23 protein-coding genes and 2 pseudogenes are annotated in these 21863 nt (G+C 68.7%); 10 read left to right on the top strand and 15 right to left on the bottom strand.

Annotated elements, in window-relative coordinates; translation table 11 throughout:
• The coding region (locus Q0379_RS20570) for a GTP-binding protein (protein WP_299016134.1) at window positions 1-251 on the bottom strand (251 nt) is incomplete at its 3' end.
• 87 nt (window positions 252-338) lie between these two features.
• Here Q0379_RS20570 and Q0379_RS24325 point away from each other — a divergent pair.
• The 3 genes and pseudogenes from Q0379_RS24325 to Q0379_RS20560 all read left to right on the top strand — a co-directional run.
• A pseudogene (locus tag Q0379_RS24325) lies at window positions 339-596 on the top strand (siderophore-interacting protein); the annotation flags it as partial.
• Entirely contained in the window at window positions 580-1566 is a 987-nt protein-coding gene (locus tag Q0379_RS20565; RefSeq protein WP_299016146.1) for a glycosyl hydrolase family 8, read from the top strand. The pseudogene Q0379_RS24325 and the gene Q0379_RS20565, both read left to right, overlap by 17 nt.
• A 258-nt stretch (window positions 1567-1824) precedes the next feature.
• The gene (locus Q0379_RS20560; RefSeq protein ID WP_299016131.1) at window positions 1825-2256 is read left to right on the top strand and encodes a hypothetical protein; all 432 of its coding nucleotides are present in this window, start codon (window positions 1825-1827) and stop codon (window positions 2254-2256) included.
• A gap of 85 nt (window positions 2257-2341) precedes the next feature.
• Here the strand turns inward: Q0379_RS20560 and Q0379_RS20555 are convergent, their stop codons facing one another.
• Both Q0379_RS20555 and Q0379_RS20550 read right to left on the bottom strand, forming a co-directional pair.
• Entirely contained in the window at window positions 2342-3289 is a 948-nt protein-coding gene (locus Q0379_RS20555; protein ID WP_299016128.1) for an NAD(P)/FAD-dependent oxidoreductase, read from the bottom strand.
• 74 nt (window positions 3290-3363) lie between these two features.
• Window positions 3364-3750, bottom strand: coding sequence for a hypothetical protein (locus tag Q0379_RS20550; protein WP_299016125.1), 387 nt, complete (start codon window positions 3748-3750; stop codon window positions 3364-3366).
• Between the two features lie 184 nt (window positions 3751-3934).
• Here Q0379_RS20550 and Q0379_RS20545 point away from each other — a divergent pair, with 184 nt between their 5' ends.
• Window positions 3935-4180, top strand: a complete 246-nt coding sequence (locus Q0379_RS20545) for a DUF2188 domain-containing protein (protein WP_299016121.1) — start codon at window positions 3935-3937, stop codon at window positions 4178-4180.
• A gap of 83 nt (window positions 4181-4263) precedes the next feature.
• On the opposite strand, the gene Q0379_RS20540 is transcribed toward Q0379_RS20545, so the two are convergent.
• Window positions 4264-4602 (bottom strand): DsrE family protein, encoded by a 339-nt coding sequence (locus Q0379_RS20540; protein ID WP_299016143.1) that lies wholly within the window; start codon window positions 4600-4602, stop codon window positions 4264-4266.
• 50 nt (window positions 4603-4652) lie between these two features.
• Between Q0379_RS20540 and Q0379_RS20535 the strand changes: the two genes are divergently transcribed.
• Window positions 4653-5723, top strand: a complete 1071-nt coding sequence (locus Q0379_RS20535) for an AraC family transcriptional regulator (protein WP_299016118.1) — start codon at window positions 4653-4655, stop codon at window positions 5721-5723.
• A 37-nt stretch (window positions 5724-5760) separates the two neighbouring features.
• Here the strand turns inward: Q0379_RS20535 and Q0379_RS20530 are convergent, their stop codons facing one another.
• The 5 genes from Q0379_RS20530 to Q0379_RS20510 all read right to left on the bottom strand — a co-directional run bounded on the left by Q0379_RS20530 (window position 5761) and on the right by Q0379_RS20510 (window position 10607).
• Complete coding sequence (locus Q0379_RS20530) at window positions 5761-6510, bottom strand: hypothetical protein (RefSeq protein WP_299016115.1); 750 nt, start codon at window positions 6508-6510, stop codon at window positions 5761-5763.
• A gap of 2 nt (window positions 6511-6512) precedes the next feature.
• Window positions 6513-8783 (bottom strand): excinuclease ABC subunit UvrB, encoded by a 2271-nt coding sequence (gene uvrB / locus Q0379_RS20525; protein ID WP_299016112.1) that lies wholly within the window; start codon window positions 8781-8783, stop codon window positions 6513-6515.
• Between the two features lie 95 nt (window positions 8784-8878).
• Window positions 8879-9742, bottom strand: coding sequence for a DNA/RNA non-specific endonuclease (locus Q0379_RS20520; protein WP_299016110.1), 864 nt, complete (start codon window positions 9740-9742; stop codon window positions 8879-8881).
• 25 nt (window positions 9743-9767) lie between these two features.
• Window positions 9768-10187 (bottom strand): hypothetical protein, encoded by a 420-nt coding sequence (locus tag Q0379_RS20515; protein ID WP_299016107.1) that lies wholly within the window; start codon window positions 10185-10187, stop codon window positions 9768-9770.
• A gap of 18 nt (window positions 10188-10205) precedes the next feature.
• Window positions 10206-10607, bottom strand: a complete 402-nt coding sequence (locus Q0379_RS20510) for a hypothetical protein (RefSeq protein WP_299016104.1) — start codon at window positions 10605-10607, stop codon at window positions 10206-10208.
• Between the two features lie 373 nt (window positions 10608-10980).
• Between Q0379_RS20510 and Q0379_RS20505 the strand changes: the two genes are divergently transcribed.
• Both Q0379_RS20505 and Q0379_RS20500 read left to right on the top strand, forming a co-directional pair.
• The gene (locus tag Q0379_RS20505) at window positions 10981-13086 is read left to right on the top strand and encodes an MASE1 domain-containing protein (RefSeq protein WP_299016101.1); all 2106 of its coding nucleotides are present in this window, start codon (window positions 10981-10983) and stop codon (window positions 13084-13086) included.
• Between the two features lie 15 nt (window positions 13087-13101).
• A pseudogene (locus Q0379_RS20500) lies at window positions 13102-13214 on the top strand (hypothetical protein); the annotation flags it as partial.
• Window positions 13215-13244: 30 nt separating this feature from the next.
• On the opposite strand, the gene Q0379_RS20495 reads toward Q0379_RS20500, so the two are convergent.
• The 4 genes from Q0379_RS20495 to Q0379_RS20480 all read right to left on the bottom strand — a co-directional run bounded on the left by Q0379_RS20495 (window position 13245) and on the right by Q0379_RS20480 (window position 16715).
• Window positions 13245-13592: a cytochrome c gene (locus tag Q0379_RS20495; protein ID WP_299016098.1), complete on the bottom strand. Its 348-nt coding sequence runs from the start codon at window positions 13590-13592 to the stop codon at window positions 13245-13247.
• Window positions 13589-14623: an alcohol dehydrogenase AdhP gene (adhP, locus tag Q0379_RS20490; RefSeq protein ID WP_299016095.1), complete on the bottom strand. Its 1035-nt coding sequence runs from the start codon at window positions 14621-14623 to the stop codon at window positions 13589-13591. Before adhP ends, Q0379_RS20495 begins: the two co-directional genes overlap by 4 nt.
• A 72-nt stretch (window positions 14624-14695) precedes the next feature.
• A complete protein-coding gene (locus Q0379_RS20485) occupies window positions 14696-15121 on the bottom strand; it encodes a DUF1810 domain-containing protein (protein WP_299016092.1) in 426 nt (141 codons plus the stop codon).
• A 67-nt stretch (window positions 15122-15188) separates the two neighbouring features.
• Window positions 15189-16715 carry a hypothetical protein gene (locus tag Q0379_RS20480; protein ID WP_299016089.1) on the bottom strand — a complete coding sequence of 509 codons (1527 nt, stop codon included), beginning with the start codon at window positions 16713-16715 and terminating at the stop codon, window positions 15189-15191.
• A 158-nt stretch (window positions 16716-16873) separates the two neighbouring features.
• Between Q0379_RS20480 and Q0379_RS20475 the strand changes: the two genes are divergently transcribed.
• The 3 genes from Q0379_RS20475 (at window position 16874) to Q0379_RS20465 (ending at window position 19761) form a co-directional block, all read left to right on the top strand.
• Window positions 16874-17203 (top strand): helix-turn-helix transcriptional regulator, encoded by a 330-nt coding sequence (locus Q0379_RS20475; RefSeq protein ID WP_082769574.1) that lies wholly within the window; start codon window positions 16874-16876, stop codon window positions 17201-17203.
• Window positions 17204-17235: 32 nt separating this feature from the next.
• Window positions 17236-18207, top strand: coding sequence for a hypothetical protein (locus Q0379_RS20470; protein ID WP_231732154.1), 972 nt, complete (start codon window positions 17236-17238; stop codon window positions 18205-18207).
• A 408-nt stretch (window positions 18208-18615) separates the two neighbouring features.
• On the top strand, window positions 18616-19761 hold the full coding sequence (locus Q0379_RS20465) for a cell wall hydrolase (protein ID WP_299016081.1): 1146 nt from the start codon (window positions 18616-18618) through the stop codon (window positions 19759-19761).
• On the opposite strand, the gene Q0379_RS20460 is transcribed toward Q0379_RS20465, so the two are convergent.
• Together Q0379_RS20460 and Q0379_RS20455 are read right to left on the bottom strand one after the other, a co-directional pair.
• Window positions 19721-20848, bottom strand: coding sequence for an SDR family oxidoreductase (locus Q0379_RS20460; protein WP_299016137.1), 1128 nt, complete (start codon window positions 20846-20848; stop codon window positions 19721-19723). The genes Q0379_RS20465 and Q0379_RS20460 overlap by 41 nt on opposite strands.
• Window positions 20849-20978: 130 nt before the next feature.
• Window positions 20979-21746, bottom strand: coding sequence for an ABC transporter permease (locus Q0379_RS20455; RefSeq protein WP_024816059.1), 768 nt, complete (start codon window positions 21744-21746; stop codon window positions 20979-20981).
• Window positions 21747-21863: the final 117 nt, after the last annotated feature.

Here is a 21863-nt window from a genome sequence, read left to right as displayed (position 1 = left end):
GCGTCCAACCCGAGTGCGGGGTCGGCGAGCTTGGTCAGCGCCTCGTCCAGTGCGTCGTCGTCGGTCAGGCAGCACAGGCAGCCGCCGGCGATCGATGCCGGCTCGTCGATCTGCCCGGTCACCAGGGCGGCGTCGACGTTCAGGTCGCCGAAGTCGTTGATCACGACGCCGATCCGCGCGCCGGGCGTGCGCAACACGTGGTTGAGCAGGGTCGTCTTGCCGGCGCCCAGGAAGCCGGTCAGCGCGATCACGGGGACCGCGCGGCTCTGCGGTGCCATTGCGCTCCTCCCGGTCGCGTACGGCCCTGCAGTGTAGTGAGCCCTCGTATAGTCGGTTCAATGGCAGGTCGCCCCATCCACAGTTTCACCGTCGTCGCCACCGAACAGGTCACGTCACACATCGTGCGCGTGGTGTTGGGCGGCAACGGTTTTGACACCTTCGAGCCCAGCTCGTTCGCCGACTCGTACGTCAAGGTGGTGATCGTGCCCAGCGAGGTGGATGTCACCGGATTGCCCCGACCGCTGACCCTCGACAGTTTCGACGGGCTGCCCGAGAACCAGCGACCAACGGTGCGCACCTATACGGTGCGCCGCGCCGACGCCCAGCAACTGGGCGGACTACAAGACCCGCTTCGTGCAGTCCGACGGACGGGTGGTCGACACCGGCAACGGCAATGTCAGCCACTCCGAAGGGCAGGGCTTCGCCATGGTCATGGCCACGGCCTATGACGATCCGGCGACCTTCAAGGCCTTGTGGACCTGGACCGACAAGACCCTGTCGCGTCCGGACACGCGCCTGTTCAAGTGGCGCTACATCCCCACGGGCGACCTGCACACCCCTGACCCGAACAACGCCCTGGACGGCGACCTGCTGATCGCCTGGGCGCTGCTGCGCGGCGGCGAGCGGTGGAAGCGTCCCGAATACCTCGAGGCCAGCGCCCAGATCCGCAGCGCGATCCTCAGCAAGCTGCTGGTCAAGCAGGGGCCCCGCACCTTGCTGGTCCCCGGCGTCGACGGCTTCGTCAACGCCCAGGGCATGATCTTCAACCCGTCCTACGCGATCATGCCCGCGCTGGACGCCTTCGCCGCGCGCGAGCCCAAGTCGCCCTGGCCGATGGTGCGCGACCAAGCCCTGCGCGCCATCCGCGACGCCCGCTTCGGCGCGACCGACCTCCCCGTCGACTGGGTGAAGGTCGACACCGCCGGCGCCATGTGGACCGATCCCGACCGTCCGCCGCGCTTTGGCTTCGACGCCGTGCGCGTGCCGCTCTACATGTGCTGGTCGGGACGCTGCGGCGACCCCGCTCTGGACCCGGTCAAGCGCTGGTGGACCTCGTTCCGCGCCGCCGGCAAGCCGGCTCCCGCCTGGATCGACGTCCGCACTGGCGAGGTCGCGCCGTTCGCGGCGTCGGTCGGCATGGCCAGCGTCGCGGACCTGGCCCTGACGGGCAAGGCTTCGCCCGCCATGATCCAGAACGAGGACTACTATTCCTCGTCCCTGCTGATCCTCAGCCAGATCGCCGCCAACGAGCGCCGAGAAAAGGGCAAGACCGCTTCAAAACGTTGAACCGCGTTCGGCAAGCTGCGCCGTGCGCCATTAGGTCGCCGTGCAGATAACGCCGATCTGGAATATAGTATGATCCAGTGCTCGTTTTCGCGGCGAGTGTGATTTTAATTACACTCAAAGCTGTGCGACGCCGCCTCGATATTACTAGTTTTGGGTCAGGCGGCTGTGGTTCTTGGCATAGGTCCGTGTTAACGACGTTTTACGTGAGCAGCCCGTTTTCCCCCGATGGGCTAGCTTGACGAGAGGCGGAGATTTCCGATGGCTGGAAATGTTGCGGAAGGACCGACGCTCCGGACGCCGCTCGTCCGCTCGCTCGCGCCCTATCTGATCCTGCTGGCCTTCGTGGCGTTCATGGCCATCGGCTACCACCCCAGCGCCAAGTCCGCCCAGATCGAGACGCCCCTGGCCCTGCCGCGCATCCGGCAGATGGAGTTGAGCGGCGCCCAGTGGACCGTCAAGCGCCAGATGGAAACCTGGGACAACGTCAGCTTCCGCAACGAGCACATCGAGCATCGCCAGGGCCGCGTCGCGGTCTGCGGCGAGGTTCGCCTGGGCGACGCCGCCGAGTTCCAGCCCTATATCGTCGTCAACGGTCGCGCGGCCCTGGCCAGCGACACCCAGAACGAGCTGCATCAGGTGTGGGTCGAGATCTGCTCCGTCGCCGAGCCCGAGCCGCAGGCGACGCTGTAACGCACTGAGCGCGAGCTCCTCATCGTCGCGCCAAGATTCCCGTGTCATCCCGGATAGCCTCTGCGAGGCTTCCGGGATGACGCGGCTATTGAGCGGACGACGCAGTGCTGTTCCCGTCCCGCGCCCTCAAGCGATTGTGGATGTCCGTCGCGGCGATCGCGGCCTCGGCCGTGGCGACGGCTATCTGGTTGAGGCCGCGTACGACATCGCCGGCCGCGTAGAGCCCGTTCACCGAGGTTTGCTGGTGCGCGCTGACGACCAGGCGGCCGTCCTCGTCCAGCGCCGCGCCCGCCTGTCGGGCGATGTCCTGCTGACTGTCGAAGCCCAGCGCCAGGTATAGGCAGTCGAAGACCCTCCGCGCGTCGCCAGCGGCGACCGTGACGGCGTCCGGGCCCAGCGCGATGTCCGTCAGCCGCGCGGGAAGCCGCGCGAACACGCCGTCGCCTTCGCTCGGCGCGCCGGGCCTCAGGTCCAGCAGGGTGACATCCGGCGAATAGGTGGTCAGGAACGCCGCCTCGCGCGCGCCATGCTCGCTGTCGCCCAGCACGGCGATGCGCTGGCCGGTCGCCTCGTAGGCGTCGCAGATCGGGCAGAGCCGCACCCGCGCGGCGCGGATCGCGTCCTCCACGCCCTCCAGAGCCGGCAGCCGATCGACGACGCCGGTCGCCAGCAGCACGAACGGCGCGCGCACGATCATGGGCGCGCCAAGATCTTGGTCGGGGGCGTCCTCGCCCTCGAAGGCCAGGACGAAGCCGTCCGCGCCCCGGACCAGGCTCCGCGCCCGTCCAGCGCGCCGCTCGGCGCCGTAGCGGTCGGCCTGTTCGCGCAGGCGCGCCAGCAGCGCATCGCCGCCGACCCCTTGCGGGAAGCCCGGCGTGTTGTGGCTCTCGGGGATCCAGCTGGCGCGCGAGGACCCGCCGTCCAGCACCAACGCCTTGCGGTGGAAACGTCCCAGATAGGTCGCGGCCGTCAGTCCGGCGGGGCCGGCGCCGATCACGATGGCGTCGTAGGTGTCCGAGGGCTCCGAGATCATGGGGCTCGTCCAGGGCGCTGCGCCCCGGCCGTCTCCAGAGCCGTGCAGCAACGAGCGGCCGCCCGCGCGGTTCCTTACCGCCCGACCCAGCGCAGCGCCGCCGCGTCCGTGTCGTCGGGCCGGGTGTTGAAGGCGATCCGCGCCCCCGGCGCGGCGCGGTGGATGGTGTTCAGCACCGTCTCCAGCAGGCCCAGATTGGCCGGCGGATTGCGGATGCCGGCCCCGATCACCACCACGTCATAGGCCGTCTTGCCCAGGGCGGCGGCCACCTCAGCCTCGGCCGCGGCGGGGGCGGGCTGGACCTCCAGCACGTCGCAGGCATGGCCCTGGCCGTCCAGCGACGCCTTGGACGCGGCCAGGCCCGCTCGGACCTTCTCCGCCGTCATGCCGGGGATGATGCCAGGCGCGGCGTAGTCCACGGTGTCGGCGTCCTGGCCGACGATCAGGATGCGGACGGTCATGGGCGAGAGGCTCCCCGGCGACGCGATGACGGCTCGGAGAGTGGTCCGGAGAACGCCGTTCCGCAAGCGGAGGGATGCCGCCGCACCCTCATGGGAGGGATCTTGGAACCGGCGGGTGGGCGCCTAAGTTCTAGACGCTTCCTTGAACCCTCAAGCGAAGCAACCCTTGGAACGGAGAGAGCCCATGCGGAGCATTTTCGTGGTCTCCCCCTTCAATGGGGGATGGTGTGTGAAAGGTCCTGGCGAGGTCATGACCTTCGACACCGGCGGCCAGGCCGAACGCCGCGCCCGCGCCCTGGCGGCCGAGGCGCGTTGCCACGACAACGACGCCGAGGTCTGGATCCACGACGCCGCCGGCCGGCTGGTCGGGCGGTGGGTGGACGACCGGTACGAGATCGTGGCGTCGGGCGGCGAGGCGGTCGCGGCTTAGGGGACTTGTAGATCGCGCTGGTCGCCGCGAGCCGTCTTCCTCGCTGTCGAACGGCTCGTGGCGACGGCGCAAGCGACAGGCTTTCAGAACGATAGCGTCGCTGCGCCCTCCTTGATGGACGCGAACATGACTGAGGCGCCCGTGACGATCACGCCGTCGATCAAGTCCGAGGCCTCGTAACCACGGGTCTGGGCGCAGGGCGGGCAAACCCAGACGGTTCCGCCCCGGCTCATGAAATCTTTGATCAGCTCGCCCAGCGGCGACAGCGGCGGCACGTGCGTCATGGTCTGGCCGCCGCGTCGGACCAGATCGACCGCCGCGCTCACGAGGAACGCCGAGACCTGCATCCCGGAGGTGATGGCGCCGTTCGCGATCGTGAATCCGACCGAAGAGAGTTCGGAATCGATGCCCTTGGTCATCACGATCACCAACTTGTTTGCTTGGGTCTCCAATGTAGTTTTCCTTTGCAGTCATGCCTAAGGTCGGGAGGTCTAGGCGCAATCGCGGGGGAGCGTCTTTGCCTGGGACGCCGAACAAATTGATCGAGAGTCCGCCGCCGGCGGAGGAAGCGCGGGCCGCGGATGTTCTGTCCGGGGTTCTTCAGGCCGTTCGGTTGTCGGGGTCCTTGCAGTTCTGCTTCGCGCCGACCGGCGTCTGGAGGACCGATGCGTCGCCGTCCCTGGCGAGCCTGGCCGGCCCCGAGGACGCCACGCCGTTCCATATCGTCGTGCAAGGGCGCTGCTGGCTGAAGATCGAAGATCGCGTGGTCGACCTCGACGAGGGCGATGTGGTGGTCTTTCCCTTCGGGACGGGCCATCAACTGGGCGTCGGTCAGGACGGCCCGTTGGTGGCGCCCATCAACGACCTGCCGCCTCGGCCCTGGCGCGAAGTCCCGGTCCTGCGCTACGGCGACGGCGAGGGGCCGGTGCGCCTGCTCTGCGGCTATCTAAAGTTCGCCGCGGCGAGGTTTCGGCCGCTTCGCGACGCCCTGCCGACCATGCTTCACGTCCGCACCAGGGGCGACGGCCCGAGTTGGTTGGGCGCGGCGATCGCCCAGATTGTGGCGGAGGTAGACCAGCCCCGGCCCGGCGGACTCTCGGTCCTGGAACGGCTCACCGAGATCATCTTCATCGAGGTGCTGCGGCGGCGCGTCGCCGCGACGCCAGCCGAAGCGCGCGGCTGGTTGGCCGCCACGGCCAATCCCGCCTTGGCGCGATGCCTGGCCTTGATCCACGCCGAGCCGAGCCGCGATTGGTCGCTCGGCGAACTGGCCGCAGCGGCTGGCCTGTCCCGCAGCGCGATGAGCGAACGCTTCGACAGCGTGCTGGGAACCTCGCCCATGCGCTACATTCGAGACTGGCGGCTCTGTCTTGCCGGCGTCGCGCTGGGCGCCAGCGATCGCGCGGTCGCAACGATCGCGAGCGAGGCTGGCTACGCCAGCGAAGCGGCCTTCAATCGCGCCTTTACGCGAGCGCAAGGCGTACCGCCGGCCGCCTGGCGGAAACTGGCGCGGCAGAGCGGCGCAAGCGCTCGAGAGGAATGATCGCACCCGAGCCGGCCAGGCGCTCGCGCGGCCAATGCTACCGCCCCACCACGCCCCGCAGCGTCTCCCGCTCCGCCGGCGCCAGCGGGCGGCCCACCTGCTCCACGCAACCCGGCTCGACACTGGTGAATCGCGGAACGCCGCCAGCCCGTAGCCGGGTGTCCAGCACCGCCAGGCGGGGGACCAAGTCGGCGATCTTGTCTTCCGGCCGGGCCAGGTTGGCTTCGCGGCCGGTGGGGAAGGTGACGTCGTAGTTGAGGGCGAAGTCGCCCGCCTTCTCGCCCTTCACGCAGGCGGCGGCGATGCTGGTGGCCGCGCCCCAGGACCAGTATTCCTGTGGCTTGCCGTCCTTCAGCCAGCTGACGCCGAACGGCGTGGCGACGGCGACCTCGGCGCGGCCGAAGACGCCGCCCACGCCGACGCCGGCGGTCACGAGCGCGGCCGACACGGCGACGACCGCCCACCGCTTGCGCGGGGACATCAGCGGGACGAACTGGCGATGGCTGACGCCGAACGCGCCGGGGATCAGGGCCAGCGGCGGGAAGGCGATCAGCAGGAACGCCCAGAAATAGGCCGACGGCTCTTCCTCGCGCCACAGGAGGAGGACGTCCGGGATCGTGGCCACGACCGCCTCGTTCGGCTTGTCCAGCAGGGTCTGGACCGCGTTCAGCCCAAACAGGCCCAGCAGGGTCAGGCCGAACGCCAGCGCCACGCCGAGCGCCTTGCGCCCGACGGTCGCCTGGAAGGGCTCCGGCGCGGGGCCGCCCCTGGGCGCGTCCGTCGCCAAGCCTAGCGCCGCTTCTTGCGGAACTCGGCGGCCTTCTCCTCGCGGATCTCGGCGCGGATGCGCTTGGGGGCCGAGCGGTCGACGTCCTCGCCGGTGGCCGAGAGGATGTCGTTGGCGAACTCCAGGTCCATCAGCTTCATGCGCTTGATCTCGTCGCGCAGGCGGGCGGCTTCCTCGAACTCCAGGTTGGCGGCGGCTTCGCGCATCTTGGCCTCCAGCTCCTTGAGGGCGGCCTTGAAGTTGTCGCCGCTGAACGGACGGTCGTCGCTCTCGGACATGCCCATCGGCACCAGCACGCGGTCGCCGCGCTCGTAGGGGCTGTTGAGGATGTCCTTGATGTCGCGCTTGACGCTCTCGGGCGTAATGCCGTGCTCGAGATTGTAGGCGTTCTGCTTCTCGCGGCGGCGGGCGGTCTCGGCCATGGCCCGCTCCATCGAGCCGGTGATCCGGTCGGCGTAGAGGATGACCTTGCCGTCGACGTTCCGCGCCGCCCGGCCGATCGTCTGGATCAGCGAGGTCTCCGAGCGCAGGAAACCCTCCTTGTCGGCGTCGAGGATGGCGACGAGACCGCACTCGGGGATGTCGAGGCCTTCCCGCAGCAGGTTGATGCCGACCAGGACGTCGAAGTGGCCGAGGCGCAGGTCGCGGATGATCTCGATGCGCTCAAGCGTATCGACGTCGCTGTGCATGTAGCGGACGCGGATACCCTGTTCGTTCAGATATTCGGTCAGGTCCTCGGCCATCTTCTTGGTCAGGACGGTGACCAGGGTGCGATAGCCCTTGCGGATGGTCTGGCGGATCTCGTCGACCACGTCGTCGACCTGGCTGGCGCCGTCCTTGGAGACCGGGCGCACCTCGACCGGCGGGTCGATCAGGCCGGTGGGGCGGATGACCTGCTCGGCGAAGACGCCGCCGGCCCGCTCCAGCTCCCAGTCGGCCGGGGTGGCGCTGACGTGGACCGACTGCGGCCGCATGGCGTCCCACTCCTCGAACTTGAGGGGGCGGTTATCCAGGGCCGACGGCAGGCGGAAGCCGTACTCGGCCAGGGTCCATTTGCGGTTGCGGTCGCCCTTGTACATGGCGCCGATCTGCGGAACCGTCTGGTGGCTCTCGTCGGTGAACAGCAAGGCGTTGTCGGGGATGTATTCGAAGAAGGTCGGCGGCGGCTCGCCGGGCTTCCGACCCGACAGATAGCGGCTGTAGTTCTCGATGCCGGCGCACGAGCCGGTGGTCTCGATCATCTCCAGATCGAAGGTCGTGCGCTGCTCCAGCCGTTGGGCTTCCAAGAGCTTGCCGTTGGCGGTCAGCCACTCGAGCCGCTCCTTCAGCTCCTTGCGGATCTCGATGATCGCCTGGCGCAGGGTCGGGCGCGGCGTGACGTGGTGGCTGTTGGCGTAGACCTTGATCATCTCGAGGTCGGCCGTCTTTTTCCCGGTCAGGGTGTCGAACTCGGCCAGGGCCTCGACCTCGTCGCCGAACATGGTGACGCGCCAGGCGCGGTCCTCGTAGTGGGCGGGGAAGATCTCGATGGTGTCGCCGCGGCGGCGGAACGTGCCGCGCTCGAAGGCCTGGTCGTTGCGCTTGTACTGCTGGGCGACGAGGTCGGCGATCAGCTGCTTCTCGTCGACCCGCTGCCCGACCTCCAGGGTGAAGGTCATGGCGGTATAGGTCTCGACCGAGCCGATGCCGTAGATGCACGACACCGAGGCCACGACGATGACGTCGTCCCGCTCCAGGATCGCCCGGGTGGCCGAGTGGCGCATCCGGTCGATCTGCTCGTTAATCGAGGAATCCTTCTCGATATAGGTGTCGGTGCGCGGGACGTAGGCTTCCGGCTGGTAGTAGTCGTAGTAGCTGACGAAGTACTCGACCGCGTTCTCCGGGAAGAACGACTTCATCTCGCTGTAGAGCTGGGCGGCCAGGGTCTTGTTCGGGGCCAGGATCAGGGCCGGGCGCTGGGTGCGCTCGATGACCTGGGCCATGGTGAAGGTCTTGCCCGAGCCGGTGACCCCCAGCAGCACCTGGTCCTGGTCGCCGCGCTCGATGCCTTCGACGAGGTCGGCGATGGCCGTGGGCTGGTCGCCCGCGGGTTGGTAGTCGCTGACCAGCTTGAACTTCTTGCCGCCCTCGGACTTGTCCGGACGCGCGGGCCGGTGCGGCGTCCACAGCATGGGCATGACGCCGACTGAAACGTCAGAGACGGTGTCCCCAAGGGTGTCCATGACGAAGGGCGCGGAGACGTCCGAAACGCCGGAGTTTGGGCTGCGAGGCATGGCCCCAAGTTAGGCGCCCGCGCGCCCGACGGCTAGGGGGACTGCTGACAAGGTTGGCAGCAGAGTGGCGGGAGAGGCCGTGACGGCCTTCGCCTCTACTCTTTCACCGTGTTCGCGCAGGCCTGGCCGTGGCCCCAGAAGACGCCCTTGCGCCGCTCCAGCAGGTTCTGGTCGCGGCGGGACAGGTCGGCGAAGAAGTTCAGGCCGGTCTCGACCTCGAGATCCGCGATCGGCGCGATGAAGGTGTCGGTCGGGGTCTTCTTGTAGGCCTTGTTGTCCAGCCGGAAGCCTACGGCCCGACCGGTTCTGACATCGTAGAGGATCTTGAAATAGGCGGCGGGCGACAGGATCTTGGTCTTGTTTCGCCCGATCCAGGTTGCGCTCGAGCCATAGATCGGGCCGGTGATGACGATGACGTCCTCGTGGCCGCCGCACAGCACCGCCGCGCGCACGTCTTCCTCCAGGAAGCGCCACTGGGCGCGGTTGAAGCCGGGCCCGACCTGAGGCGACATGTTGGTCATGTAGAAGCTGTCGTTGGTCTGGGGCTGGCTGAACTTGAAGTCGGCCGCCGGCGCCTGGTGGCCTCGATCGCGCGGGTTGGCCGGGTCGCTGTAGTCCTGGGCCTCTGGGCTGTAGCCTTGGGCGGCGGTGTCGGTCAGGAACTTGTCGGACCGCTTGGCGCCGCCCTTCAACGCCGCGGGCGTCAGGCGCTCGACGACCCAGTCGGGGTTGCGAGTGACCTTGTTGAACGACAGCACGTAGCCCGGACGGCAGATCAGGATCTGCTGGCCGGCCACGTCGTCGCCGCGATGGACCGGCAGGGCCACGGGCTTGAACCGCGACAGGCAGGCGGCCGTCGGAGCGCCGTCGGGCGCGGCGTTCTGCGCGGCGGCCGGCGAAAAGGGCCCGGCGACCAGGGCGGCGACGAGGACGGCGCCGCCGAGAAGCGAGCGGATCATGGCGTGTCTCCCAGGCCCGAGGCCGCTAATTGCTGCTGTTGGAGATGCCCTTGGAAATCACGAAGCTGCCGCCGCTGAGGCCGATAAGGCCCAGGACCGTCGGCGGCACCTCCACGAAGGCTCCGGCCTCGATCGACAGCAGCAGAAAGAGCCCCGCGACCACGAAGGTGAAGATCAGGAACTGGAAGCGTGAGAGGCTGGCCTTGGCCGCGCCGCTCCGGATGGCGGCGGCGACCTCGGCCGGGCTGGCCGGCGGATTGGCGCCCTTCAGCGCGTCGGTGATGGCCTTGACCGCCTCGGCGTCGGTCGGCTCGGCGATCAGGCCGTCCAGGACGCCCTTCGTCGTGATCAGTCGCCAGACGACGACCGCGGCGAAGCCGAGGATGATGATGACGACGGCGATGCCGACGATATAGGCGAGGGCGGACCAGGGCGTGGCGGGCATGGCGGATCTCCGTCAGGGTCAGGGTTGTGCGTTGCCGCGCCGCCGGGGGCGGCGGGGCTTGCGGCGGGTCTTCTTGGCGTCGGGGGGGCTTGTCGGGCGCTCATAGAGCTTGCCGCCCAGGTGGACGCCCAGGCTGGCGCCCAGGGCCGACAACACCTCGGGGCGGATGTCCGGCAGGCTCGTCTTACCTTGCGCCAGCGCCCCAAGGCCTTCGGTCACATAGTAGCCGGCGAAGGCGACGGTGATGGCCAGGGCCTGGACGCGAGCCGGGCTCGGGCCGCCGCCGTGCGGACCGGCCACGAGCTGGCGCAAACGGCCGCTCGCCAGGCCGCGATAGAGCAGAACGGCGGCCAGCGCCGCCAGCACGGCCAGAAGACCGTACTCTCCGATCTGGGCGACCTGCTTGAGCGGCATGCTCATCGGCGATCCATGTCGAGAAAGGGGCGGACGCGAAGCATCACGCGCGCCACGGCGCAGCCGTGCGCGAGCGAAAGCGATTGAGACGCGGACTGGTCGGCTACTTTTCGGGTACAGGCGCAGAAAGACGGAGAATCTTCAGCTGGACGCCGTCCAGCACGACCCGCGCCCCCGCGCTTATTCCAATCTTTGCGCGAATTAACCTTGCTGTCAACGTTGAGGTGTATCCCGGGCGGCGCTTCGACGCGGCCGCCGGCGACTTTTCGTCGTCCCCAGAGAACGCCGCTGGCGACGAGTCGCCTGAAGGGCATAGATTGACAGCGGTGACTTGAGGGGACGGCATTTTGCGAGTGAGGACGGGCCGGGAGCGGAGCGCGTGACGTCGTTACTCGACGGACTGGCGCGCGCGAACCTCACGCCGCGCACGCTTCGCGAATGGCTGCTGGTCGCCAGTCTGGCCCTGATCTATTGCGTCGGCGCGGTGGTCAGTCTGCGCTGGGCCGTGGTGCCGGGCGCGGGGACGGCCTTCTGGCCGTCCGCCGGCATCGCGCTCGCCGCGGTCGCCTACTACGGCCCGCGCGTCTGGCTGGGCGCGCTGCTGGGCCGCTTGCTGACCTTCTGGGTGATGGCCGCGCCGCAGCCCCTATGGAGCCAGTTTGTGATCGCCACGGCCACCGCGCTTGGCGCGCTGGTCCCGGTGCTGATCCTCAACCGCCTGAAGACCAACGCCAAGCTCGACAGCCTGCCCAGCGCCCTTTGGCTGGTGATCGGCGCCGGCGCCGGCGGGGCGACCATCTCGGCGAGCGCCGGGGCCCTGATGCTGCTGCTAAGCGGCTCGCCGGCCGGCAAGGTCGATCAGGCCTTCGTCAACTGGTGGTTCGGCTTCCTGACCGGCGTCCTGACCTTCGCGCCGGCGTTCATGACCTGGCGCGGCGCGCTGGAGCGCTGGACGCCGACGCGCATTGGCCATCTGACGCTGATCTGCGTGGCCACCGGCGCGCTGGCCTATCTGATCTTCCTGCGTGGCGAGGGGGCCTATTCGCGGGCTTGGTTCGTATTTCCGCTGCTGGTCTGGGCGGGCCTGGCGTTCGACACGCGCGGCGCGGCCCTCGCTTCGCTGCTCGTAAGTCTGTGCGCCTTCATCGGGACACTGCAGGGCGGAGGCCCCTTCCACAACGCCGGGCCGTCCGGTGCGATCCTGCTGACCCAGCAGTTCGTGGCCGTAATGGCCTCGACCACCCTGATCCTGGCCGCGGTCGCCAGCGAGCGGCGCGGGCGCGAGGCGCTGGAGCGCAGCGAAAGCCGCTACAAAGCTGAGAGCGCCGCCCTGGCGGTGCTGAACGAAACCGGGGCGGTGATCGCCGCCGAGCTCGACCTCGAGCGCGCGGTGCAGGTGGTGATCGACGCCGGCGCGGCCCTGACGCGCGCGCGCTACGCGGCGTTCTTCTACTCAGCGCCGGACGGCCAGGGCCACTCGATGATGCTCTACGCGCTGTCGGGCGCGCCGCGCTCGGCCTTCGATGCGTTCGGCCACCCGCGCGCGACCGAGGTCTTCGCCCCGACCTTCGAGGGGACCGCCACGATCCGCTCGGGCGACATCACCCAAGACCCCCGCTACGGCCGCAACGATCCGCATTTCGGCATGCCCAAGGGCCATCTGCCGGTGCGCAGCTATCTGGCTGTGCCGGTCCGTTCGCGCTCCGGCGAGATCATCGGCGGCCTGTTCTTTGGTCATTCCGATCCGGACGTGTTCGACGAGCGCGCCCAGTGGCTGGCGGAGGGCGTGGCCTCGCACGCGGCCATCGCCATCGACAACGCCCGCCTCTACCAGTCGGCCCAGACTGAACTGGCCCAGCGCCGCCGCGCCGAGGAGCTGCAGCGGCTGCTGATCAACGAGCTGAACCATCGGGTGAAGAACACCCTGGCGACGGTCCAGTCCCTGGCGGCCCAGACCCTGCGGTCGTCCGACGACCTGGCGACGGCGCGCGAGGCGTTTGATCGACGGCTGATGGCCCTGTCGGCCACCCACAACCTGCTGACCCAGTCCAGCTGGGCCAGCGCCGAGCTGGGCGATCTGGTCCGCCAGGCGGCCGAGCCGTTCGTGGCCGATCGGTTCATCACCCAGGGGCCCCCGGTCAGCCTGTCGCCGGCCCGGTCGCTGGCGCTGTCCATGGCGTTGCACGAGCTCAGCACCAACGCGCTGAAATATGGCGCCTTGAGCGTCCCCGACGGCGTCGTGCGCCTGACCTGGCGCGTGGCCGCGGGCCAGCTTGAGCTGGTCTGGGCGGAGGAGGGCGGGCCGCCGGTCGTCGCGCCCACGCGCCGGGGCTTCGGCACCCGCCTGGTCTCCCAGGCCCTGGCCCGCGAGCTGCGCGGCCAGGTGCGGCTGGAGCACGATCCGGCCGGGGTGCGCTGCGAGATCAGCTTTCCGCTGGACGCCGAGGACGCGCCGGGGCCGGCGCGAGAAATCCCCGAGGTCTAGGGCGAGCGTCTGTGACGCCCCCTCCGGATCGATGCGTATCCGCATCGATCCACCTCCCCCGTTTCACGGGTGAGGAGGAACGGCACCCTCCTGCCCCGCTTGCGGGGGAGGTGGCGCGGCGCCGCTAGGCGACGTGACGGAGGGGCGCTCGCGAGTCCCTACCGCTTCGGCTCCAGACTGTGCAGATAGGCTTTCAGGTCCGCCCGCTGGTCGTCGTCGAACTTGGCCATGGGCATGCGCGGATGGGTGCGGGGCGAGCCCTCCTCCGGCGGCAGCGGCGGGGCCAGCATGCCCTCGTCCAGCAGGGCGTCGAGGCCCCCCTTCCGATAGCGCTCGTGCAGACGCGCGAACGGCGGAGCATCCGGAAGCGGGCTCTTGGTCCCGCGCACCGCGTGACAGCCGCCGCAAGCGCGCTGCGCGATCCGTTCGCCATTGGCGGCGGACGCCTGGCCAAGGGCGGGCGAGGCGGCGAGCGCCAAGCCCACGACCAGCAGGGCGATCCTCACGCCGCGCCCTCGAAGTCCAGCACCACGCGGCCTTCGATGACGCCCTTTTCCATGCGGCTAAAGATGTCGTTGATCGCGCTCAGGCCCTCGGTCGAGACCGTCGCCTTGACCCGGCCGTCGGCGGCGAAGGCCAGGGCTTCCTGCAGGTCCAGGCGCGTGCCGACGATCGAGCCGCGCACGGTGATCCCGCGCAGCACGGTGTCGAAGATCGACAGCGGGAAATCGCCCGGCGGCAGGCCGTTCAGCGACACGGTGCCGCCGCGCCGGACCATGCCGAGCGCCTGGCTGAAGGCCGTGCGCGAAACCGCCGTCACCAGCACGCCCTGCATGCCGCCGACCTTGGATTGGAACACGGCGGCGGGATCCTCGCGGGTGGCGTTGACCGTCAGTTCAGCCCCCAGCTCGCGGGCCAGGGCCAGCTTGTCTTCCGCCACATCGACGGCGGCGACCTTGAAGCCCATGGCCTTGGCGTATTGCACGGCGAGGTGTCCCAGGCCCCCGACGCCCGAGATCGCCACCCAATCGCCCGGCTTGGCGTCCAGCACCTTCAAGCCCTTATAGACCGTGACCCCGGCGCACAGGATCGGCGCGGCCTCGACATAGGAGAGGTTCGCCGGGATCAGCCCGACATAGTCGGCGTCAGCCAGCACGTATTCGGCGAAGCCGCCATCGACCGAGTAGCCGGTGTTCTGCTGCTTTTCACAGAGCGTCTCCCAGCCGGCCAGGCAGTGGACGCAACGGCCGCAGGCGGTGTGAAGCCACGGCACGCCCACCCGGTCGCCGATCTTCAGGTGCTCGACATCCTCGCCCAGCTCGACCACGGCGCCGACACCCTCATGGCCCGGCACGAAGGGCGGGGATGGCTTGATCGGCCAGTCGCCATGCGCCGCGTGCAGATCGGTGTGGCAGACGCCGCAGGCGGCGATCTTGACCAGCACCTGACCGCGTCCGGGCTTGGGGCGGGGGCGGTCCTCGATCACCAACGGCTGGCCAAAGGCGCGCACCACGGCGGCCTTCATCATCGTGTCCATGGCGTTCTCCCGGAGCTCTAGCGCTTGGGCGGCGATAGTACCCCGGCCGGGGCGCGATCGCAGTCGGGGCGACTACCTATGGTTCGGCCGCAACCGTTCCAGCGTCCTCTCATCGGGCGCGCCGCCGAAGTACTTGGCCAGCGCCTCGCCGAAGACCGCCTCGTCCGGCGCCGCGGCCTGGAACAGGGTCAGGCTCGACCGCAGCTTCAGGTCGTCAGGCGAGCCGAACACCGCGTGGGCGTCGTCGCCGGGCAGGGCGACGATCACCGACACGACCTCGCGCAGGCGCGGTCCCAGCACCGGATGCGCCAGATAGGCCTCGGCTTCGGCCAGGTCGGCGATCGCGTAGAAGCGCGCGGTCGGGCTGGAGCCCAGGCCCTGGATCTGCGGAAAGACGAACCACATCCAGTGGCTCTCCTTGCGTCCACGCCGGAGCTCGGCCAGCGCGGTCTGGTAGGTCGCGGCCTGCGCCTCGACGAAGCGGGAAAGGTCGGCCATGGGCGGATTCTCCATCGGCTCTTCGGCGGATCAAACGCGCGGCGCATGAATGCGCGGCTCCGCGCCGCTACGGAACCTGCCAGAGATCCTCGATCCGGTAGCGCAGAATGCGTCCCACGGGCTCGACCGCGGCGACCACGTCGGGGCGTTTTCGCAAAGCGGCCCTGCTGGCGGCGCGCGCGGCGTCGTAGGCCGTCTGGTTGGGAAGAGAGGGCGTGTCCTGCAGGGTCAGCAGCGTCGCGCGTCTCAGGTCCGGCGAACCAAGGCGCTTGATGACAACCGCGGCGGCGGCGTCCAGGTCATTGACGCAAAGCAGCGCGTCCAGAGTATTGCCCTTCGCCTCGTCGCCCAGGTCGCGGAGCGTCTTCAGCGCCGTCTGAGCGGTGTCCTTGTCGCCCAGGTCGCTCGCGGCGCAGACGGTGATCTTCAGCGCCACCGCGCGACCGTAGGGCGACATGTGATCGAGGCGCACGCTGCCGACCGTGGCCAGGGCCGCCTTGGAGCGACCCGCCGTCATCTGGGCGGCGCCCAGGTTCAGGGTCTGATTGACATTGGGTCGACCATTCTCTGGGGTGCGGGCGCCAATCTCCAGCGCCTCGATGGCCTCTTCCCGCCGTCCCATCTGCGACAGGATCTGATTGCGGACGTTGTGCGCCCAGCCCAGGCGCGTCTCCAGGTCAACGAACCCGTCCGGCGCGCTGTTGGCGCGAGCCAGAGCCGCGTCGATCACCGTCAGCGCTTCGGAAAAGCGGCCCAGGTCCATCAGCGCCTCGGCCTTGGCGGTCGGGCCGCTGATCCTGTCGCCGTGGGCGGCCAGCAGGGCGTCGACCGCCTTCAACCGCGCCAGCGAGCCAGTCTTGGGCGAGAGCCGGTCGGGCGCGCCCTCGTCCACCTTGTCGAAGCGCTTGTCGGCGCGCATGCCGATCAAGACCTCATCCCTGGTGATCAGCCGGGCCGCGGCCTCGGCGTCGGCCAAGCGGTTCCGGGCCAGCAGGCCAAGCACATAGTCCGCGCGCTCGCCGCTCAGATCCTCGAAGGGGTTTTGCGGCTTCCATTTGGCGAACAGGGCGTCAGCCAAGGCGAAGACCCTGGCCTCTCCGTCGGGCAGGCGCCGAGCCGCGTTGAGCTCGTAAGCGATGGTCTCGTCGGGGAGGGTCGCGACCGTCTCGGGATAGCGCGTCGCCAGCGTGGTCAAGGCGGAGACGGCTCCGGCCTTGTCGCCCGACGCCGCGGCGATCTGGAGGCGCAGAAGCCAGTCTTCCTTCCCGGCGTCGGCCATTTCGGAGGCCTCGATAATCGCGGCGCGGGCGGCGGGCCAATCCTTGGCGTCGGTGGCGATGCCGGCGATCATCAGCGCGATGGCGTGGCGCATCGGGGCCGGCGCCTTCGCGAAATAGGGCGAGCGGCGCGCGCGCTCCAGCACCTCGCGAGCGTGGGCGTAGTCGCCTTTCTGCAGGTCGGCCCCGACCTCCTGGATCGCCAGGTCGAAGCTCTCCTGCGAGGACGGCGGCGGCGCGGCCTGCGGCCTGGTGTCGGCCACGGCTGATCCGGTCAGCAGCACCGCCGCGGCGGCGGCCAGGAACAATCGACGCAAACTCGCCCCCTCGAAAGGCATCGAACTCAAGGTTGCACAACAGCACGCCGCGGGTCGCGGAGGCAATGTCGAGCGCCGCCATTGACTCCCTTTCGTACTGTGTGACATACAGTGTGCGTCACACACCATGTGATGCACACTATGTGGCGCACACGTTCATGCCGACCGATACGGACATCTTTGAATCGCTCCGTCAGGAGCTGCGGCGGGGGACTCTGATTCTCGCCGTCCTCGCCCAGCTGCGGGAGGAGCGCTACGGCTACGGCCTGCGCCAGGCCCTCGCGTCCGTGGGCGTCGAGATCGACGAAGGCGCGCTCTATCCCATGCTCCGCCGGCTGGAGGCCCAGGGCCTGCTCGCCAGCGAATGGCGCGAGGAAGACAAGCGCAAGAAGCGTTTCTACCAGCTGTCGGAGGAGGGCCGGGCCGTGCTGGCGCGCCTCGCCGACGAATGGCGCGCGATCAACGCCGCCCTCGAGCCTCTGCTGTGACAGCGGCGACCCTCACCAAAGGACCCCATGACATGAGCGATCTCGTGGATCGTTATCTCGCCGCCGTGGCGGCCCTGCTGCCCAAGGCGCAACGCGAGGACATCATCGCCGAACTGCGCGACCTGATCGTCAACCGCATCGAGGAGCGGGAGGCGACCCTTGGCCGTGCGCTCGACAAGCGCGAGGTCGAAGAGCTGCTTCGCGAGATCGGCCATCCGATCGCGGTCGCGGGGCGTTACGGCCCGCGCGCCACCCTGATCGGCCCGGAGCTCTATCCGTTCTGGATGTTCGGCGTGAAGGTGCTGCTGGCGATCGCCGCCCTGGCGGCCGTCATCCCGGCGGGCGTGGCCCTGCTCACGGCCCACGGCGATGCGCGGCTGGTGATGCGCACGGTAAACGACTTTATCCCGACGGCCCTCAGCCTGATCGGCTTCGCCACCGTGGTCGGGGCGGCGATCGAGCGCGGCTGGATCAAGCTGGGCGACTTCACCAACTGGAAGGTCAGCGAGCTGCCGCGCGTACCCGACAGCAAGGACTGGTTCGCCAAGAGCCGGTTCGACGGCCTGTTCGAGCTGGTCGCCATGGGGCTGTTCATCGCCTGGTGGACGGGCGTCGTCGCATTCCCCGCGGATAATGTGATCACCACGCGCGGGGGGCAGGCGTTCCTGCAGGTCTCGCCTGTGTTCCAAGAGCTCTACTGGCCCATTCTGGCCCTGGCGGTGGTTCAGGTGGTTTCGTCCCTGTTCCTGGTCGTCAAGCCGGGCTGGACCTCGGCGCGCAATCTCGCCGAGATCGTCGGCGCGGTGGGCGGCCTCGTCTTGGTCTGGGCGCTGTGGCCCGCTCAGCCCCTGATCACGGTGCTGGCGCCCGCGGCGTCGGAAGCAGGTCTGGCCAACCTGCAGCGCGTTCTGGACCTGACCTTCGAAATCACCCTGTGGGCCGCCGCCGCCATCTACCTGCTCAAGGTCGCGGTTCACGGCTGGCGGCTCGCCCGGGGGCGCTAAAAGTCCCCCGGCGGAAAGCTCAGCTTAAGGTTCCGTATTAACCTTTTTATCGCGACGGCTGCGGCGGGCGAGGTCGCAGCTTTAGCGCCACCATGGGTGGAAATCAGGCGGCGTAAGGGTTTTGAGGGCGAAAAAAATCGTCGATCGCTCCTGTCCAGCTTTTTACGCGGATTCAACGGATTAACGATTTGACGCTGCGACCGGAGCGCGCAAGGGGGCTTTGGACGGGTCCGGAGCGCTTGCGAGTCGGTCACCAATCGTTCATAAGCCGCTAACAGCGGGATCTTGGCCACGTCGTGATACGGCCAATCCCCCGCTTCGAAGGCCTCCCCGACAGTGCTTTTCCGGGGATCTCGAAGCGGTTTTTGTCGGGGGGCCGGAGCGCCCTCGCCGCGCAGGACACGAGTTTTGTATATCAAGTCGCAGACGCGCGCGGACGCGCGCGGGCTGGTCGGCGCCGTATTGGTCGGATCCATCACGGGTCTGGCCCTGGGCGGCGTTTACCTGATGGGTGGCCTGGCCCAATCGGCCTCCACGCACGCCCGCGTCGCCCGCTTGGCCGATGGCGCCTCCGGAAGCTTTTCGGACGCGGCCATGGTCAGCGCGGCTACGCGTATGGACCCCGGCGCCCTCGCCGTGGCCAAGCGTCATGATCCCTTCCTTTTCGCCGCCGTCGATCAGCGCGATCGTCAGTCGGCCCAACTGGCCGCCCGCCTCGAAGGCGCCGGCGCGACCCTGATGCCCGGCCAGAGCGGCCGCACCGGTCCGCTGATGCTGCGAGCCAGCTTCGGTTCCTTAACGCCCGGCGCCGCCGGCCCGTTCCAGCTCGGCAACGCCCTGGAAAGCTCGCGCGAGCTGGAGTGCCTAGCTGACGCCGTCTATTACGAAGCGCGCGGCGAGACCCCCAGCGGCCAGGCGGCCGTGGCCCAGGTGGTCATGAACCGCGTGCGCCATCCCGCCTTCCCGAAGTCGATCTGCGGCGTGGTGTTCCAAGGCGCCTATAACCGCACGGGCTGCCAGTTCAGCTTCGCCTGCGACGGCTCGATGCGCCACGCGCGCGACGTCAGCGCCTGGAACCGGGCCCGCAAGATCGCCGCCCGCGCGCTGTCGGGCGCGATCAGCAACCAGGTCGGCTCGGCCACCCACTTCCACACCACCAACGTTTCGCCGGGCTGGGGCCCGCGCCTGCTGCGGGTGGCCCAGGTGGGAATGCACATCTTCTATCGCTTCGGCCGTCACAACGCCTCGGCCGCGCACCTGCCGACCGTGGACGACATCGCGCCTTCGGACATCGCCAGCCTGACCGCCGACGGCAAGCCGCCGGTCGTCTACGCCGCCAGCGCTGTCGCCCATGTCGAGCCCGCCTCTACGCAGGGGCAGGGCGGTCCGCTGGGGCCGGTGACCGAGCCCGCATCGGCCCCGATCACCCCCGCCAAGGCGCTGGGGCCGGCTGTCGACAAGGCGGTCGCCAAGCCGATCGCGATCTCGACCGATCGCACCCCGCTGGACGGCCTCAAGTCGACAGTAGGGGCCGCGAGCGGAGCTGCTTCCTAACGACGTTGGGCATGTGGCTGGTGGCGAAGCGCATCTGCTTCGCCCGCTTGCCCACGAAGTAGTGCAGGGCCTTGCCCTGCGCCGCCTCCCAGACCACCTGCGCGGCGTCCTCGACCGGATAGACCTCGAGGCCGCCGGCGCGCAGGGCGTCGCTCATGTGCTCGTTCGTGCCTGACGCTCCGGCGTTCAGGATTGGCGTCTCGATGAACCACGGCATGACGCAGGCGACGCTGACGCCGTGGCGGCCGTATTCGATGTCCAGCGCTTCGGAGAGGCCGCGCACCGCGAACTTGGTGGCCGAATAGACCGCCAGCTTCGGCGAGCCATAGAGCCCCGCGCACGAAGCGATGTTGATCAGCCGACCGCCGGCGGCCTTCAACAGCGGAAGCCCCGCTCGCGCGCCGTTGATCACGCCCTTGATGTTGACGTCGATCTGGATGTCGCAATCGGCGTCGGACATGTCCTCCAGCACGCCAAAGCGGGCCACCCCGGCGTTGTTCAGCAGGACGTCGGCCTTGCCGCCGGTCTCGCGGCCGAAGTCGCCCAGGGCGTTTTCCCAGCCCTGACGATCGCGCACGTCCAGCGGGTGGATCGAGCCGTTGGCCGCGCCGATCTCGGCGATCAGCGCATGGGCCTGGTCCTGGCGGTTCAGGAAGTAGCCGGGCATGTCGCGGTGGTTGATGGGTTCGAGCAGGATGTGGATGCCGTGCGGGGCGGCCTGCTCTGCCGCGTGGCGCACGTTGGCGATGTAGCTGGCGCGCACGGTGGCTGTGTCAGCGCCCTGCGGCACCACGCCAGCCATGACGTGGATGCGGGGGCATTGCAGCGCGCAAGCGTATGCAAGGGCCTGGGCAATGCTGCCGCGAAACTCCGCCTCGCGCCCGGGCAGGCAGGCCAGGCCGCGCTCGCCCGCATCCCAGTTGCCCGGCGGGGCGTTGAACAGCACCTGCTGCAAGCCATTGGCCTGCAGACGCGTGGCCAGGTCGTGCGCCGGGTAGGCATAGGGAAAGAGAAACTCCACGCCCTTGAAGCCATCACGGGCGGCAGCGGCAAAGCGGTCGAGAAAGTCCACATCGTTGTAGAGCATGGACAGGTTGGCGGCAAAACGGGGCATGCAAAGGTCTTTCAGGCTGCGGTGGTGCAGGGCCGGCCTGGAGGGCGTCGGGTGGATGACAAAAGGCGCCAGTGGCGCCCCGGGTGCATTGTCACCGCCTGTGTCACTCGCCCTGCGAGCCCCGGTGTGCCCAGCCGGTGGTGTGCTTTTCAATCACGCTGAACAGCTCGTACATGGCCATGGCCATGGCGCCCACCACCATCAGGCCCGCAAATGCCAGGCCCATCTGCATGGACGAGCCCGCGCTGATGAGCAGGTAGCCAATGCCCTCGTTGGCCGCTGTCATCTCGGACACCGTGGTGCCCACAAACGCCAGCGTGATCGCCACCTTGAGCGAGCCAAAAAAGTAGGGCATGGAGCGCGGCAGCCCCACCTTGGTCAGCACATCCCAGCGCTTTGCCCCCAGCACGCGCAGCACGTCTTCGAGCTCGGGCTCCAGTGTGGCCAGGCCGGTGGCGATGTTCACCATGATCGGAAAGAAGCTGATGAGGAAGGCGGTAAGGATGGCTGGCCCCACGCCAATGCCGAACCACACCACAAGGATGGGCACAAAGGCCGCCTTGGGCAGTGCGTTGAAGGCTGTCATCAGCGGGTACACGGCCGCATAGGCCAGGCGCGAGCTGCCAATCACAAAACCCAGCAGGACGCCCACGACGATGGCAATGCCAAAGCCCGCCATCGTGACCCAATAGGTGCGCCAGGCGTGGGCGGCAATCACGCCGCCAAATTCGACCAACTGCGTGCCGATGGCCCAGGGGCTGGGGAAGATGAACTCCGAGACATTGAAGGCCGAGCAGATGATCTGCCACAGCACGACGATGGCGCCCAGCAGGATCCAGGGGGACCAGCGTTCTGCGGTTTTTTTGTGCATGGTGCTTGTGTGTCGATGGGTGGTTACTGCGGGATGGGGGCGCCAGCTTTGCCTGCACCCTGGCGCAGGGCGCCGATGTGGCCGCGCAGCTCGTGCACGATGCCGGTGAACTCGCTC

This window comes from uncultured Caulobacter sp. (assembly GCF_937900395.1).
In the GTDB taxonomy this organism is placed as follows: domain Bacteria; phylum Pseudomonadota; class Alphaproteobacteria; order Caulobacterales; family Caulobacteraceae; genus Caulobacter.
This window is presented reverse-complemented; position numbering and strand designations above follow the sequence as displayed.